The sequence below is a fragment of the Sedimentibacter sp. genome, from assembly GCF_038562225.1.
Taxonomy (GTDB): Bacteria; Bacillota; Clostridia; order Tissierellales; family Sedimentibacteraceae; genus Sedimentibacter.
This window is the reverse complement of record NZ_JBCFAS010000003.1, coordinates 299,059-313,565: the sequence shown is the minus strand read 5'-3', so window position 1 is coordinate 313,565 and position 14,507 is coordinate 299,059. Positions and strand designations below refer to the sequence as shown.

Here is a 14,507-nt window from a genome sequence, read left to right as displayed (position 1 = left end):
CATGTTCTTATATACTGTTTTTGTAACTACTCATCGTTTGATTAGTATTAGGAGGGAGAAATGATCGGAAAATTTTTAGAGATTGATTTGACAAAAGAAACCACCAGGGAATTTTATCTCCATAGAAGCTTATACAAAAAATATATAGGAGGAAAAGGAATCGGCGCATATCTTCTGTTCAGGTACTTAAAACCTGGAACAGACGGACTGTCCCCCGAAAACCCGCTCATATTTCTGACCGGCCCACTGACCGGCACCGGTTTCCCCACTTCCGGAAGGATGGTTGTGGTAAGCAAGTCTCCTTTGACAAACACTTTTGCAGACTCCCATGCCGGCGGCCACTTTTCCTATGAAATGAAGCGTGCCGGTTATGACGGAATTGTTGTGCTGGGTAAAGCGTCAGAACACATGTACCTGTGGATTCAGGACGGTAAAGTTGAGTTCAGGGATGCCGGACGCATATGGGGAGAGACTGTTTCATGTGCAGTGGAAAAACTCAGGCTTGAAACACAAATCAGCGCCAGGGTTGCATGCATCGGACCTGCCGGTGAAAACCTTTCTCTCATATCTGCGGTAATGCTGGACAAGGACAGCGACAAAACAAGAGCCGGCATTGCCGGACGAACAGGTCTTGGTGCGGTAATGGGCTCTAAAAACCTGAAAGCGGTTGTAATCAAAGGAAGCAATATTCTTGACTTTGAAAATCCGGACCTGTTTAAAGAAGGCAGGGACGGCACCCGCAAAGTAATCGAAGTCACGGAGTTCATGAAAGTCAGAAGCATGTACGGCAGTGCAAACCTGGTTGGTCCCATGAACGAGAGCGGCTTTCTTCCCACAAACAATTTTCAGTCCGGTTACATCGAAAACGGCGAAGACCTGTACTGTGAAAACATGAACAGGCATAAGAAGCGAAATGCAACATGCTACGGCTGCCCCATTAGCTGCGGTCAAATAGTAGGGACAAAAAAAGGCGAAGACGTTAAAATCGAATATGAAAGCATTGCTCTTTTGGGAAGCAACAACGGCATCAGAAACTTTTCAGACGTAGCAGAAGCCTGCCACCTATGCAACGAGCTTGGTCTGGATTCCATGTCTGCCGGTGTTACAGCAGGTTTTGCAATGGAGTGCAGAGAAAAGGGACTGTTGTCCAACGTGCCGGTATTCGGAGATTCCCTTGGTCAGCTTGAACTTTTAAGAAACATGGCTTACAGAAAAGATGAAGGAGCACTGCTTGCGGACGGAGTGAAAAAAGCCTCTGAAAAAATCGGAAACGGAAGCCACAAATTTGCTATCCACGTGAAAGGTCTTGAAATGGCAGGTTATGAACCAAGGACCTCCTGGGGTATGGCTCTTGCCTATGCCACTTCAGACAGAGGGGCGTGCCACCAGAGGTGCTGGACTGTAAATGCCGAAAGATCCGGGATCTTAAAGATGTTTTCCTTTGATGACAAATCACGTTTTATAATAGACGGACAAAACGAAAGAGCAGCGGCTTTTTCAGCCCTTGTCTGCGACTTTCTTCCCTTTGAGCTGAAGGATTTGTGTTCTGCCTTTCAGGGTGTGACCGGCCTTGAATTTAGCGAAAAGGATTATTATGAAGCAGGTGAGAGAATCTGGAATCTGATAAGGCTGTTCAACGTGAGGGAAGGTTTCAGCAGGAAGGATGACACCCTTCCCGACAGAATGTTTGAAGAAAAAGCAAATCTGCCAAAGGGTGTTTACAGCATCGATGAAGCATCCCTTAACAGGGAAGACTTTCAAAGGGCCCTTAGTTCCTACTACGAAGAACGGGGCTGGGACGAACAGGGATATCCTACTGAAGAAAAGCTTGAAGAGCTTGATCTTTCAGATTTCATAAGGGGTGATGAAGCATGCTCTTATTTGAAGAAATTGTATGGGGAAAAGAGACTGTCAGCATATTCGACTTTGTAAAATCCGAAGAATTTTCCCAATTTTGTCCCTTCAGCCAGTATGCCGTTGCGGTGAACGGAAAGTTGGTAAATAAAGGCGATTATGCTGCCACCATATTGAATTCAAACGATAAAATAGCGGTTTTTCCTCTGCTTGGCGGAGGATAAACCGCTTTTTATGTTTAACTTATTTAAGGTTTTTCAATGCTTCTTCCATTCTGTCCATGCCTCTTTGAATATTTTCAAGGGAGTTGGAGTAGGAGATTCTTATGTTGTGAGGCGCTAAAAACGCCGTTCCGTCCACCACGGCTATTCTGGCTTCCTCCAGAAGGTAGTCGCACATGTCTGCAGGGCAGTTTATGGTGAAATCCCTGTATTTCTTGCCGTAGAAATGTTTTATGTTAGGCATTACGTAAAAGGCTCCGTTAGGCTCGAAGCAGTCTATGCCCTCCATTTCGTTCAGCCTTTTCACCGTGTACTTTCTTCTCTTGTCGAATTCCTTTTTCATCGCCTGAACAAATTCCTCAGAATTCCTCAGCGCTTCTATAGATGCATACTGTGCAGGTGAGTTGGGGCTTGTTGTCGTATGCCCCTGATAGTCGCTCATTGCCTTTATCACATGGGTTGGCCCCACTGCAAACCCTATTCTCCAGCCTGTCATGGCATAGGATTTCGATACACCGTTTATTGTAATGGTCTTTTCCTTTATTTCCTGTGATAAGGCAGCTGTGCAGCAGTTTGTTTCACCGCTGTAAACAAGCTTCTCATACACCTCGTCGGATATTATGTAAAAATTGTGCTTTACGGCAAGTTCTCCAAGCCTCTTGACATCTTTTTCCTTGTATACGGCTCCTGTGGGATTGTTCGGAGAGTTTATGAGCACTGCCTTTGTCCTGGATGTTATCTTTGATTCTATTCTGTCCAGAGCAAGGTCAAAACCGTTTGCTTCATTCATTTCCACCAGCACCGGTACTCCGCCGGTAAGCTTTATCATTTCAATGTAGCTTATCCAGCATGGAGTAGGAACTATAACTTCATCCTCCGGATCCACAATTGCCATGAGCGCATTTGTCAGTGACTGTTTGGCACCAGATGATACGATGACGTCCCTTACTGTATAATCCAGGTTGTAGTCCTTCTTGAATTTTCTGCATATTTCTTCTCTCAGGTCAAGCATACCTGCAGCCGGGGTGTACTTCGTATATCCCAGGCGATATGCTTCCTCTGCTTTTTTTATGATGTTTTCGGGAGTGTTGAAGTCAGGCTCGCCAATGTTGAAACCTATGACCTCTATCCCCTGTTTCTTGAGCATCGCAATTTTTTCAGACTGAGCCAGTGTGACAGATGGCACCATTTTTTGTATTCTTTTACTAATCATTGCATACCTCGGATTTTATTTTCGGAATTTTTATATAATTATAACACAGGGCGGATGAAAATCAATTGAAAATTGAAAGCATCATTAATTTTATGCCCTAAAACAAATTTTTAATGATTTTTTAAGACAAATGTATTATAATAAACTTCATATATAAAAATATATGTTTATAAGCTTTAGATACCAACTGACAACAGATTATATATAATTTACAGTAGCTAGGAGATGATAAGAATGTTATGTTCAGTATGCAAGAAAAACGTAGCTGTAATTTATGTCAATAAAATTATTGAAGGCAAAATGCAGACAATGGGCTTGTGCATTCCTTGCGCCAAAAAGCAGGGCCTTGCACCAATGGATCAGATAATCAGCCAAAGCGGTATGAAACCCGAGGATTTTGAAAATATCAACAACCAACTCACTGAAATAATGGGAGACATGGACTTGGAGAAACTTACCCAGAACCTTGAAGGAGCAGACTCAGAAGGAATGAATTCACTGATGAACTTCATGAATTCAGCCTTTACCGGTGCAACAAACTCTAACAACAGCGAGTTTCAGCCCACTGATGAAGAAGATCACGACCTGAATTCAGCCGGCGGCGCCAGCGGTTCAGGAACCAAGGTGAAGGAAAAGGTAAAGAGAAAGAAACTCAAGTATCTTGACACATATGGCACAAACCTTACAGAACAGGCAAGATACGGAGAACTTGACAGGATCATAGGAAGAGACAGGGAGATAGACAGGGTCATACAGATATTGAACAGAAGATCAAAGAACAACCCCGTGCTCATAGGAGAACCGGGTGTTGGCAAGACTGCCATTGCTGAAGGTTTGGCGGTTAGAATTGCAGAACACAAAGTTCCTGTGAAGCTTTTCAACACGGAAATTTACCTGCTTGATCTTACTGCCGTAGTTGCCGGCACACAGTTCAGGGGACAGTTCGAATCAAGGATGAAGGCGATTATCGATGAGGCCAAGAAGGCCGGAAACATAGTGATTGTAATTGACGAGGTTCACAACATTGTTGGAGCCGGTGAAGCCGAAGGGGGCGCCATGAACGCCGCAAACATCCTCAAGCCTGCATTGGCAAGAGGTGAGGTTCAGATAATCGGAGCCACAACCCTGGACGAATACAGAAAGCACATCGAAAAGGACACTGCCCTGGAAAGAAGGTTCCAGCCTGTCATGGTTGATGAGCCGTCAGTGGAGGATTCCATTGAAATCGTAAAGGGGATAAAGGATTACTACGAAGACTACCACACCGTAAAAATAACAGATGAGGTAATAGAACAGGCAGTGCTCATGTCTGAAAGGTACATTACAGACCGTTTTCTTCCGGACAAAGCCATAGACGTAATAGATGAAGCAGGTTCGAGAGCAAACCTTAAAAACAAAGGTCTGGTGGAGCTCGAAGCTCTGAAGACAGACCTGGCAAACATAAGGGAACAAAAGGAAGAAGCTGCTGAAAACGACGATTACGAAAGGGCTGCAGAGCTTAAAGTAAACGAAATCCGAATCGAGTCTAAAATAAAGGAGCTTTCCAAGGAGTGCGACAATGTGTACCTCACTACGGAAGACATAGCTTACGTAATTGAGGCATGGACTAAAATTCCTGTTCAGAGAATAAATGAGGTAGAAGCAGAAAAGCTCATACATCTGGAAGACAGGCTTCACAAGAGAGTCATAGGGCAGCATCAGGCTGTAACAAGCCTTGCTAGAGCCATCAGAAGAAACCGCTCAGGCTTCAAGAAGAAGAAAAAACCATCCTCCTTTATATTTGTGGGACCTACAGGGGTGGGCAAGACTGAGCTGGCAAGGACACTGGCCTGCGAGCTGTTTGAAAACGAAGAAGCAATGATAAGGCTTGACATGTCCGAGTACATGGAAAAACATACGGTTTCAAAGCTCATAGGAGCACCTCCGGGATACGTGGGTTATGACCAGGCAGGTTTTCTTACTGAAAAGATAAGAAGAAAACCGTATTCCGTGATTCTTCTTGATGAGATAGAAAAGGCTCACGAAGATGTGTTCAACATCCTTCTTCAGATTTTGGAAGACGGAAGGCTCACAGACAGCCAGGGAAGGACCGTCAACTTTGAAAACACGGTAATCATCATGACTTCAAATGCCGGAACCTCCATCAAAGCAAACAAAATCGGATTCGACAACAAAGAATACGAAGCTATGGAAGCAAAGGTCAAGGATGCCCTGAAGCAAACCTTCAGACCAGAGTTTTTGAACAGAATAGATGACATAATCGTGTTCAGTGAGCTTACGAAGGAAGAGCTGAGCCAGATTGTGGACCTGATGCTCAAGGAAGTTGTAACCGAAGGAAGAGAAAAGAAAATTACGCTTACCATAACGGACAAGATGAAAACCTTCATCCTGGAAAAGGGATACAACACCAAGTACGGAGCAAGACCGTTGAGGCGTGCGATTCAAAAGTACATCGAGGACGAGGTTTCCGAATCATACCTGAGGGGAAACATAAAGGAAAACAGCTCGGCAACGGTTACTGTAGACGAAGAAGGCAAGACACAGCTAATAATAGAATAACGAAAAGGCAGGAAATCCTGCCTTTTTTGTATAATTTGTATAATAAGAAAGTTCTCTTTCTTATTATACAAAACCGAGGATTGCAAAGGACGGGACGTCCTTGCCGTCAAGGGGGGTGCTCAGTAAAAATGCGTAAGCGTTTTTACGCCGAAGGGGGACATAGGTCCCCCTAGCGGAGTTGCGGAGCAACTTTTTATTACTTGTTCAAGAATCCTACACCAAGCACGCCGGGGCCTGCATGGGTCCCTATTACTGCTCCTATTTCCTGCTCAATGATTTTCTTTATTTTATATTTTTCCTCGATTGTTTCCCTTAAAAGCTTCAGCTGATCATAGGACCTGGCATGGAACAGGAGAACAGTCTTGTCAGACAAGTCAAAGTTGTTCTTTTCAATCCACTCGTCAAACCACTTTATTGTTTTGTTCTTTCCTCTTACCTTTTCGATAACTCCAAGCTTGCCTTCTTTTATTTCGATGATGGGCTTAATATTCAAAAGCGAACCAACAACAGCCTGCCCTTTAGAGAGCCTTCCTCCCTTTTCAAGGTATTTCAAGGTATCAAGTCCTGCCACAGCCACAATCTTCTCCTTGGATTTTTCCAGCTCTGCGACAATTTCTTCCATTGTCTTCTTCTGTTCAACAAGTTCAATTGCCTCAAGAATGAGCGCAAACGCACCCAGGCACACGCTTCTTGAGTCTATGAGCCTTATGTTGTCGCTTCCGATCATATCCTTGGCAATTCGTGCAGAATCATATGTACCGCTGAATTCGGAAGCCAGGAATATTCCAAGAACCTGGTCTCCTTCAAGCAGTATTTCGCTGAAGGCTTCAACAAATGCACCGGGTGAAACCTGGGAAGTGGTCGGAAGCTTTTCAGACTTCTCAAGCTTTTCGAAAAATTCAGCGGAGCTGAGCTCAACCTTGTCCAAAAACTGTTCATTTTCAAAATTCACTGTGAGCGGAACCATCTTCAGATTGTATTTTTCAATTATTTCATCTGTTACATCTGACGTGCTGTCTATTACTATTCTAATTCCCATAACAACCTCTCAATACTATAGTCTTCAAATTTTTTGATTATTAAAATATTTAAGCGTATTTATTCCATATATATGATATATGCATCTGTTAATTAAAACTTGTATTTATTGTTAAAGAATACATCTATGTTTGACAAAACCTTTATTAAAAGCTCCTCTTCATCGATGTCAAGCTGCTGTAAAGCGCTTATTACCAGATCCTTGTGAAAATCGGCATGGGCTTTGAAAGCCTCCATTCCCTTTTCAGTGAGTTTTATCTTAACCACCCTTCGGTCTTCAACCGAGCGGCGCCTTTCCACATAGCCTTTCTTTATCAGGTTATCTACTGCAGTTGTAAGCGTGCCTGACGTAACCCTCAAATCCTTTGCCGTGTCGGACATGGTGCGTTCTTTGTTCTCTCCTATGTTGTCTATGACATGCATTTCAGAAATTGACAAGTCAGAAAACTCTATTCGCAGGCATTTTTCCTCTATATCCAGAATATTTGCAAAAAGTCTTACAAGTATTTCGTTAACCGTTTCGTGATTGCTCATTAAACCACCTCAAATTATTTTGATAATCAAATTATATTTGTATTATTAAAATTTGTCAAGTACTAAGTGCGCATAATATATCTCCATAAAAAATCTTTTGCTTCTTCAGCATAGTCGATGTTTATGCGCTTGGTTTTCTCAACAGTGAAGTCTTCAAAGCCGTCATCCTCAACATAAATTTCATCACCTAACAGGTCCTTGCCGTTGTCCTCTTTTGTGATGTTCATGGCAATGCAAAGTTTGCCGGGACCGTCCGACAGACTTTTAAGCTGCCTTGGGGAAATGTTTTCCATAGGTTTGCCGTATCTGTTCATGCACATGTTTACGGCATGTTCTAAAGGCTCCACAGCCCTGATAAGCACAGCGCTGCACGTACCTTCACCTTCCGTTACAAAGTTCAGACAGTAATACATTCCATATATGAAATATACGTAAGTAAAACCCGGAGGGCCGAACATCACCTGCGTTCGCGGCGTTATTTTCCCTCCGTAGCCGTGACTGGCCTTGTCTATAGCAGCAATATATGCTTCTGTTTCGGTAATTCTTGCTTTGATTACAACATCCCCGTATCGTCTGACCAATATTTTCCCAATAAGCTCTTGTGCAACTGTTCTGGCATCCCTGTCATAAAACGCTCTGTCAACTTTATGCATACTATCCTCTAAAGGTTGAATAATCTCCTGAAGTTTTGATTTGTTCTCAAGGCAACCTCTTCAGCCGTAATTTCTCTTATCCTTGCTATCTCGGAAGCTACATAGCTCACATACTTGGGCTCGTTTCTTTTTCCCCTGAAAGGTTCAGGAGTGAGATAAGGAGAATCGGTTTCAATGAGAAGCCTGTCAATTGGAACCTCTGCAGCAACCAGCTTCGGAGTCTTGGATTTTTTAAATGTCACCGGCCCCCCCAGTGAAATGTAAAATCCGAGCTTTATGAATTCCCTTGCCATTTCGACGCTGCCTGAATAGCAGTGCAGAATTCCTCTGGTGCTGCTTGTGTGTTCCTCTTTCATTATGTTGAAAATATCCTCGTGAGCATCCCGGTCGTGGACAATGTACGGCAAATCAAGCTCCCTGGCCAGTCTTATCTGTTCTCTGAACCATGTTCGCTGAACATCCCTGTCTGAGTTGTCGTAATAATAGTCCAACCCAATCTCACCGATTGCTAATACCTTATTATTCTTAGCCAGTTCCCTGAATATATTCATTATGTCATCATTCATGTACTTTGAATCATGAGGATGGCATCCTACTGCAGCGTATATGAATGGATATTTTTCTGCAAGTGCCACAGCATTTCTTGAGGTTTTCAAATCAGCCCCGGGATTCAAAACAATTTCCACATGGTTGTCAACCAGGCTTTCAATCACCTCTTCCCTGTCTTCATCAAAGCTTTCGTCATCCAGATGGGCATGGCTGTCAATCAATTTATTTTCCACTTTTTTTATCCTTCTTTTTGCTTCTGTATTCCTTTACAATTTCCTTGAATTCATCCAGCTGCGCATCATCCTTCATAAATGTAAGTTCTGCTGAGGTGTCCCTTGCAGCCACGCTGTATATTATTTTTACCCTCACCCTGTTCTTGCTGTCCGGTTTGTTATAGTTGATTCCCTTAATTTCATCCCACCTTATGAGATAATTTTTTTTGTGAATACCCAATGTTGAAATCCTTGTTTTCTTCATCATAGGCAGGTACAAAAATATCAGCATTACAGGCAGAATTACCGATGCCATGACCGCTTCGTTCGTGTAATTCTTCGTGGTGATCATTCCTATAAAGGAAAATCCTGCAAATATTATAAGGATAACCATCACAATGCTGCTTATGAGGTGCGTTGATTTGTCATCGTACTTGAGATGAAGCAGAACCTGCATGTTTTCTTTCTTGTATTTTATGTTGCTTCTGATGTTTATGGTTATGAAGAACGTTACTACCACAACCATAAGTGCATAGACAATAGATGCAAAATCCATATTATTTTTTCCTTCCGTATGTATTTAGATTATAATTAAGTTTAGCATACTATTCCTTATTTTTCAAGGAATATGCATTGCAAGAACCTGTCGGATTTTAATTTTTCAAAACACTTTTAATCAAAATAAAAAACCCGCTGAAAAATCAACGGGGCATTGTCTATCCTATAACACTTTTTATAATTCTGTGGAAATTTCCAAACGCTACCTTTTCAATGTCCTTGTCGGAAAAACCGACCTTTGCCATTTCCAAAAGAAGCTTGTTTGTCTTTGATGCGTCTTCGAGACCCTTTGTATATGAGGTTTCCTGCTGGCTAAAGCTGCTCATGGAGCTGTCATCAAGAAAATCACAGTAATCCATGCCTATACCCACATGATCTATTCCCATTACATCAGCCATGTGTTCAATATGTTGAACTAACATCCTGATGTCCTGCTTTTCGATGTCACTGTGCACAAACTCATTAAAGGAATTGATTCCTACAATCCCTCCCAGCTCTGCAATTTTTTTGAGCTGGCGGTCCGTAAGGTTTCTTGGCACATCACACAGAGCCCTGCAGTTTGAGTGGGATGCGATTATAGGCCTGTCTGTTGCTTCCGCCAAGTCCCAGAAAGATTTCTCGTTCAGGTGAGACACGTCAAGAAGCATCTTCCTGTTATTGATTTTTTGCACCGCTTTTTTTCCAAGCTCCGTCAGACCTCTGTCAGGATTACCCCTGACACCGGTCGCCAGTGCATTTTCCTCATTCCATGTAAGGCTTGCATGCCTTGCCCCAAAATCATAAAAGTAGTCGATCAAATCCAGGTTGTTTCCTATGCAGCTGAGGCCTTCAAGTCCTATAAAAACATAAAACTTTCCTTCCCTCTGAGCTTTTTCAATGTCGCTGTATGATTTGGCAATCATGACAGAGTCTTTAAAACATTCAGCCTCTTTCTTAATGGACTCCACAATCTGCGTCGCTCTGTTCCAGGGATCAGCCGTATAAGGGGGATCAATCCAGATAACAAAAATGCTGCCTGATACATTTCCCTCTTTCATCTTGTTTAAATGGTATTTTCTAACGATGTCGCTGTCTCCATTTAATGTTTTTATGGTTACGTCTGTCCATATGTCTGAATGGCCGTCAAATATCATAATTATCTCCTTACAGCAATAAATTTCCTACGATTATTCCGAGATATGTTCCTATTCCGTATCCGAAAACTCCAACGAGCATGGCAGGGGCAACCAAATCAGTCCAGCCCTTGGATATAGCCATTGCTGTAGCAGTTGTAGGTCCGCCGATGTTTGCATTTGATGCTATGATTATTTCCTCTACGCTGTAGTTCAAAAGCTTTCCTATTCCGAAGCTTACAGCCATATTTACCAATACAACTATGCCGCAGAACAAAAGAAGAAGCGGTGAGTTTTGAATGATCAGAGGTATGGATGCAGGTACTCCTATAACTACGAAGAACAGATAAATCAGGAATGTTCCGATTTCCTGAGCTCCCTTGATGTTTCCGAAAAAGTCAGGGAAAAATGTAGCCAGAAGCATTGTCACTGTTGTAATGATCAGGTACTGGTTACTGAAAAGAACATTCATCATGCTCATGGCCATGTTGCCTGTAGGAATGACGCTGCTTAAGAATCCTGCTACAGCCTTTGAAAATGCCACTACAATAAAACCTGTGGCTACTGCAAAAGCAATGTCCTTCAACGAAATCTCCTTACCCTTCCAGTAAGCTGCAGCAGTCGTTCCGTCTTCAACAGCTCCCAGGCTCTCAACCTTGTCCACATACGGATGCTTGAAATTCTTTCTGAAGAAGTTCAAAGTAGGTATTGTTATGAGCGCCAGGAAGTATAAAGCCATAAGAAGGTTGTCCGCAACAACTGTAGCTGAAACCAGCTCTCCAGGAACACTGAAGGCACTTGAAACCGCCACGAAGTTAACTCCTCCTCCGATATACGATCCGGTCATCATTCCGGCAATTTCTGCAAGGTGAGGTATATGTTTTCCCAACAGCACAAAACCAATTATTGCGCCGGCTACTGTACCAACAGCTCCCACCAGATATATCAAAAGCATTCTTCCGCTTTCTTTCCAGATCTTCTTGATGTTGCACTGTAAAAGAAGCATTGGAATTGCCAGTGGGACAACGTATCCCCAAACAGTGTCGTATGCCGGGGCATCAACAGGTATCACTTTTAAGTTGGATAATACCATTGCACCGATCAAAGCTATTATTGCTCCTGAAATCTTTGCAGCCCAGTCGTATTTTTGCTCAAGATAAATGCTGAGTGCTGCCCATCCTGTAAGGAACGCCCACAAAACCCACGTGTTATCAGGACTGATAAATGAATTAGACATAATGACCTCCTAAGAAATAAGATTATTTGAGTTCAAATTATATTAAATAATATTCAATATATTGAACTTTAAATTAGTAGAATTATATATTAAAAAAAAATAAATGTCAACGTGAAATTTGACATTTATTAAAATTTTTTCATTATACTAAACTTTTTGTTTTTCTGTTAAAAACTGGGCGGAACCATTGCCCACACCGATACGGACACATCATCTCCCAGGTTCAGGTACTTGTGAGGTATGGTGCTATCCAGGTATATGCTGTCGCCTTCATTCAGGTCATAAACCTTTTCTCCTGACAGAACCCTCAGAGTGCCTTTTAAAACAACCCCGCATTCCTCTCCGTCATGGCTTATGAGTTCATCCTCGATTTTCTCATTTGGATCAATTTCAATCCACAGCATTTCAATCTGCTTTTTCAGGTCCGGACTCAGAAGCTCGTATATCCTGCTGGCTTTCCTCATCATGAGTTTCTTTCTTTCATGTTTGCGCACAACCTGATTAAAATCATCATATTCATCAAAAAAGTAATTCATCGTCACATTCAGGGCTTTTGAAATTTTCCACAACGATGCCACCGACGGACCCGTAATGTCTCTCTCAATCTGGCTTATCAACCCTTTGCTCAACCCCGTCATTCCCGACAGCTGCTCTATGCTAATCTTTTGTTTCAGTCTCAAGGATCTGATTTTTTCTCCTAGTTCCATAATATTCTCCTTCAGGTTTTTTCCATCAGTTCTCTATATCAATTATCGCAACTTTTTTATGTTATATTTTATTCAATATATTATACAATATTGATACAAAATCATCAATACTTTATTACCTTTTTCTCAAGCCAGGCGGCAAAAAAATACATTATTGCAGCGATAACACCAAGTATGAATACTCCCATCATAACGAGATCCAGCTTAAAGGTCTGGCTTCCATACAAGATCAGATAACCGATTCCTGCCTTCGAAACAAGGAATTCTCCAACTATCACACCTATCCAGGACAGCCCGATGTTGACCTTTATGACACTCATTATATTCGGTATGTTAGAAGGTATTATAACCTTCCTAAGGATTTGAAACTTATTGGCTCCAAGAGTTTTAAGGAGTATTATCTTGTCTTTTTCCACACTGACGAAGCCCGTATAAAGAGTCATTATGGTAACTATGACGGATATTGAAGCTGCCGTCACAACTATGCCGGAAAACCCCATTCCTGCCCAGAGAATTATTATGGGAGCAAGTGCAGTCTTGGGCAGACTGTTCAATATAACCATGTAGGGATCCGTTATTCTTGCAAGCTTTTCAAACCACCAGAGAAGTATGGAAACCAGAATTCCCAAAATTGTTCCCGTCAAAAAACCTGCAATAGTCTCTGTGGTTGATACAAATAAATGATTGAACAAACTTCCGTCTTTAATGTACTTTAAAATAAGTTCAAAAATCGCTCCGGGACTGCTGGTAAGAAAAGTATCGATCATATCCTTCCTTGCAGAAAATTCCCACATAATTATAAACAGCACAAACACCATAATCTGGGTTATTCTGATGAAATTCTTCTCTCTTTTCAAGCTCCTGAGGTATTCCTGGTGTTCCTTTGAAATTTCAACCTGCCCGGATCTATTTCTCTTCTTCAACATCCAAATCCCTCCATATCTGTCTGAAATATTCGCCAAACTCCAGAGTGTTTCTGCACTTCATGGGTGTTCGCTCACCCTGGCATTCCTTGAATTTTATTTCATATTCCTTCTTTATTCTGGCAGGTCTTTCGGTAAACACAATTACTCTGTCCGACATGCTTACTGCTTCAGGTATGTCATGTGTAACCAGAATCGTCGTAATCTTTTCCCTTCTTAATATTTCACCGACTTCGTTTCCTACAGAAAGCCTTGTCTGATAGTCAAGGGCAGAAAAGGGTTCATCAAGAAGAAGCAAATCAGGTTCAATTGCCAAAGTCCTTACAAGTGCAGCCCTCTGCCTCATTCCTCCTGAAAGCTGGCTGGGGTAGTGGTGCCTGAAATTGTAAAGACCGTAATTCTCAAGCATGCTTAAAACCTTTTTCTTGTTTTCTTCGGTGTCCATATGCTTTATTTCCAAACCGATCAGGCAGTTTCTATATATGTTTCTCCATTCGTACAGCTGGTCTTTCTGAAACATGAAGCCAATGCTTTTTGTATTGACTATCACTTCACCCTCTGAAGGTTTTTCAAGACCGGCAAGAAGAGACAGCACAGTGGATTTTCCGGAACCGGAAGGGCCCACGATGGATACTATCTCCCCGTTTTTTACTTTGAAGGACAAATCATCAATTGCCTTGGTTTCATTGTTTATTGTATGAAATCTCTTAGAGACGTTTTTCAATTCGCACACATATTCCATATTTACCTCCGTAAGACTATAACTTATTATCTATGTTATTCAAAAAAAACAAATAAGTTAATGGTTGCAGAAATATATGGGAATTAAAAAAGTAATATATTAATGGATTTAAGAAAAAATATACTAAAGGTGGTGATATGATGTTTAAAAATCTGGTGAACAAAATAAAGATGAGAAACAAGAAGCAGGATAATCCCGGCAACGTCTACATTCCAAACACCTTTGAAGTTGAGGAACGCAAGAAGGATGTCGACGCCAATGAAAAGTGATTCATAAAAAAAAAGTGAACTAGGATTACCTAGCTCAAACACCGAACAAACAAATATATAATAAATAGAGGGGGAATTTTTACAAGCTCATTATATAAAAAAGTGACATATGTTTTCAACAAATTT

15 protein-coding genes are annotated in these 14,507 nt (G+C 41.8%); 4 read left to right on the top strand and 11 right to left on the bottom strand.

The features are described 5' to 3' along the window. The first annotated feature begins 60 nt into the window (after nt 1-60). Both AAGU76_RS13300 and AAGU76_RS13295 read left to right on the top strand, forming a co-directional pair. Entirely contained in the window at nt 61-1,932 is a 1,872-nt protein-coding gene (locus tag AAGU76_RS13300) for an aldehyde ferredoxin oxidoreductase family protein (protein WP_342485996.1), read from the top strand. Continuing rightward, nucleotides 1,872-2,078 (top strand): MoaD/ThiS family protein, encoded by a 207-nt coding sequence (locus AAGU76_RS13295; RefSeq protein ID WP_342485995.1) that lies wholly within the window; start codon nt 1,872-1,874, stop codon nt 2,076-2,078. The genes AAGU76_RS13300 and AAGU76_RS13295 overlap by 61 nt, the downstream gene beginning before the upstream one ends. A 19-nt stretch (nt 2,079-2,097) precedes the next feature. Here AAGU76_RS13295 and AAGU76_RS13290 read toward each other — a convergent pair whose 3' ends face one another. Next, the gene (locus AAGU76_RS13290) at nt 2,098-3,288 is read right to left on the bottom strand and encodes a pyridoxal phosphate-dependent aminotransferase (RefSeq protein WP_342485994.1); all 1,191 of its coding nucleotides are present in this window, start codon (nt 3,286-3,288) and stop codon (nt 2,098-2,100) included. A 225-nt stretch (nt 3,289-3,513) separates the two neighbouring features. Between AAGU76_RS13290 and AAGU76_RS13285 the strand changes: the two genes are divergently transcribed. Then, nucleotides 3,514-5,847, top strand: coding sequence for an ATP-dependent Clp protease ATP-binding subunit (locus tag AAGU76_RS13285; RefSeq protein WP_342485993.1), 2,334 nt, complete (start codon nt 3,514-3,516; stop codon nt 5,845-5,847). A 196-nt stretch (nt 5,848-6,043) separates the two neighbouring features. On the opposite strand, the gene AAGU76_RS13280 is transcribed toward AAGU76_RS13285, so the two are convergent. The 10 genes from AAGU76_RS13280 to AAGU76_RS13235 all read right to left on the bottom strand — a co-directional run bounded on the left by AAGU76_RS13280 (nt 6,044) and on the right by AAGU76_RS13235 (nt 14,112). Further along, complete coding sequence (locus AAGU76_RS13280) at nt 6,044-6,886, bottom strand: DegV family protein (protein ID WP_342485992.1); 843 nt, start codon at nt 6,884-6,886, stop codon at nt 6,044-6,046. A 92-nt stretch (nt 6,887-6,978) separates the two neighbouring features. Next, nucleotides 6,979-7,419, bottom strand: a complete 441-nt coding sequence (locus tag AAGU76_RS13275; RefSeq protein WP_342485991.1) for a MarR family transcriptional regulator — start codon at nt 7,417-7,419, stop codon at nt 6,979-6,981. Between the two features lie 62 nt (nt 7,420-7,481). Next, nucleotides 7,482-8,072: a DNA-3-methyladenine glycosylase gene (locus AAGU76_RS13270; RefSeq protein ID WP_342485990.1), complete on the bottom strand. Its 591-nt coding sequence runs from the start codon at nt 8,070-8,072 to the stop codon at nt 7,482-7,484. A gap of 8 nt (nt 8,073-8,080) precedes the next feature. Beyond that, a complete protein-coding gene (locus tag AAGU76_RS13265) occupies nt 8,081-8,854 on the bottom strand; it encodes a TatD family hydrolase (protein ID WP_342485989.1) in 774 nt (257 codons plus the stop codon). After that, the gene (locus AAGU76_RS13260) at nt 8,844-9,389 is read right to left on the bottom strand and encodes a hypothetical protein (RefSeq protein ID WP_342485988.1); all 546 of its coding nucleotides are present in this window, start codon (nt 9,387-9,389) and stop codon (nt 8,844-8,846) included. The genes AAGU76_RS13265 and AAGU76_RS13260 overlap by 11 nt, the downstream gene beginning before the upstream one ends. 160 nt (nt 9,390-9,549) lie before the next feature. Beyond that, nucleotides 9,550-10,524 carry a dipeptidase gene (locus AAGU76_RS13255; RefSeq protein ID WP_342485987.1) on the bottom strand — a complete coding sequence of 325 codons (975 nt, stop codon included), beginning with the start codon at nt 10,522-10,524 and terminating at the stop codon, nt 9,550-9,552. 10 nt (nt 10,525-10,534) lie between these two features. Continuing rightward, on the bottom strand, nt 10,535-11,740 hold the full coding sequence (locus AAGU76_RS13250) for a DUF819 family protein (protein WP_342485986.1): 1,206 nt from the start codon (nt 11,738-11,740) through the stop codon (nt 10,535-10,537). Between the two features lie 167 nt (nt 11,741-11,907). Continuing rightward, the gene (locus AAGU76_RS13245) at nt 11,908-12,447 is read right to left on the bottom strand and encodes a helix-turn-helix domain-containing protein (RefSeq protein ID WP_342485985.1); all 540 of its coding nucleotides are present in this window, start codon (nt 12,445-12,447) and stop codon (nt 11,908-11,910) included. A gap of 104 nt (nt 12,448-12,551) precedes the next feature. Further along, a complete protein-coding gene (locus tag AAGU76_RS13240; protein WP_342485984.1) occupies nt 12,552-13,373 on the bottom strand; it encodes an ABC transporter permease in 822 nt (273 codons plus the stop codon). Next, nucleotides 13,354-14,112, bottom strand: coding sequence for an ABC transporter ATP-binding protein (locus AAGU76_RS13235; protein WP_342485983.1), 759 nt, complete (start codon nt 14,110-14,112; stop codon nt 13,354-13,356). Before AAGU76_RS13235 ends, AAGU76_RS13240 begins: the two co-directional genes overlap by 20 nt. A gap of 137 nt (nt 14,113-14,249) precedes the next feature. Between AAGU76_RS13235 and AAGU76_RS13230 the strand changes: the two genes are divergently transcribed. Next, nucleotides 14,250-14,381 (top strand): hypothetical protein, encoded by a 132-nt coding sequence (locus tag AAGU76_RS13230; RefSeq protein WP_342485982.1) that lies wholly within the window; start codon nt 14,250-14,252, stop codon nt 14,379-14,381. The last annotated feature ends 126 nt before the right edge of the window (nt 14,382-14,507 follow it).

What these genes read in the sequence shown, in the direction of transcription:
- AAGU76_RS13300 (WP_342485996.1), top strand. Translation starts at nt 61, where the DNA reads ATGATCGGAAAATTTTTAGAGATTGATTTGACAAAAGAAACCACCAGG.
- AAGU76_RS13270 (WP_342485990.1), bottom strand. Translation starts at nt 8,072, where the DNA reads ATGCATAAAGTTGACAGAGCGTTTTATGACAGGGATGCCAGAACAGTT.
- AAGU76_RS13290 (WP_342485994.1), bottom strand. Translation starts at nt 3,288, where the DNA reads ATGATTAGTAAAAGAATACAAAAAATGGTGCCATCTGTCACACTGGCT.
- AAGU76_RS13285 (WP_342485993.1), top strand. Translation starts at nt 3,514, where the DNA reads ATGATAAGAATGTTATGTTCAGTATGCAAGAAAAACGTAGCTGTAATT.
- AAGU76_RS13275 (WP_342485991.1), bottom strand. Translation starts at nt 7,419, where the DNA reads ATGAGCAATCACGAAACGGTTAACGAAATACTTGTAAGACTTTTTGCA.
- AAGU76_RS13230 (WP_342485982.1), top strand. Translation starts at nt 14,250, where the DNA reads ATGATGTTTAAAAATCTGGTGAACAAAATAAAGATGAGAAACAAGAAG.
- AAGU76_RS13250 (WP_342485986.1), bottom strand. Translation starts at nt 11,740, where the DNA reads ATGTCTAATTCATTTATCAGTCCTGATAACACGTGGGTTTTGTGGGCG.
- AAGU76_RS13280 (WP_342485992.1), bottom strand. Translation starts at nt 6,886, where the DNA reads ATGGGAATTAGAATAGTAATAGACAGCACGTCAGATGTAACAGATGAA.
- AAGU76_RS13240 (WP_342485984.1), bottom strand. Translation starts at nt 13,373, where the DNA reads ATGTTGAAGAAGAGAAATAGATCCGGGCAGGTTGAAATTTCAAAGGAA.
- AAGU76_RS13245 (WP_342485985.1), bottom strand. Translation starts at nt 12,447, where the DNA reads ATGGAACTAGGAGAAAAAATCAGATCCTTGAGACTGAAACAAAAGATT.
- AAGU76_RS13260 (WP_342485988.1), bottom strand. Translation starts at nt 9,389, where the DNA reads ATGGATTTTGCATCTATTGTCTATGCACTTATGGTTGTGGTAGTAACG.
- AAGU76_RS13235 (WP_342485983.1), bottom strand. Translation starts at nt 14,112, where the DNA reads ATGGAATATGTGTGCGAATTGAAAAACGTCTCTAAGAGATTTCATACA.
- AAGU76_RS13295 (WP_342485995.1), top strand. Translation starts at nt 1,872, where the DNA reads ATGCTCTTATTTGAAGAAATTGTATGGGGAAAAGAGACTGTCAGCATA.
- AAGU76_RS13255 (WP_342485987.1), bottom strand. Translation starts at nt 10,524, where the DNA reads ATGATATTTGACGGCCATTCAGACATATGGACAGACGTAACCATAAAA.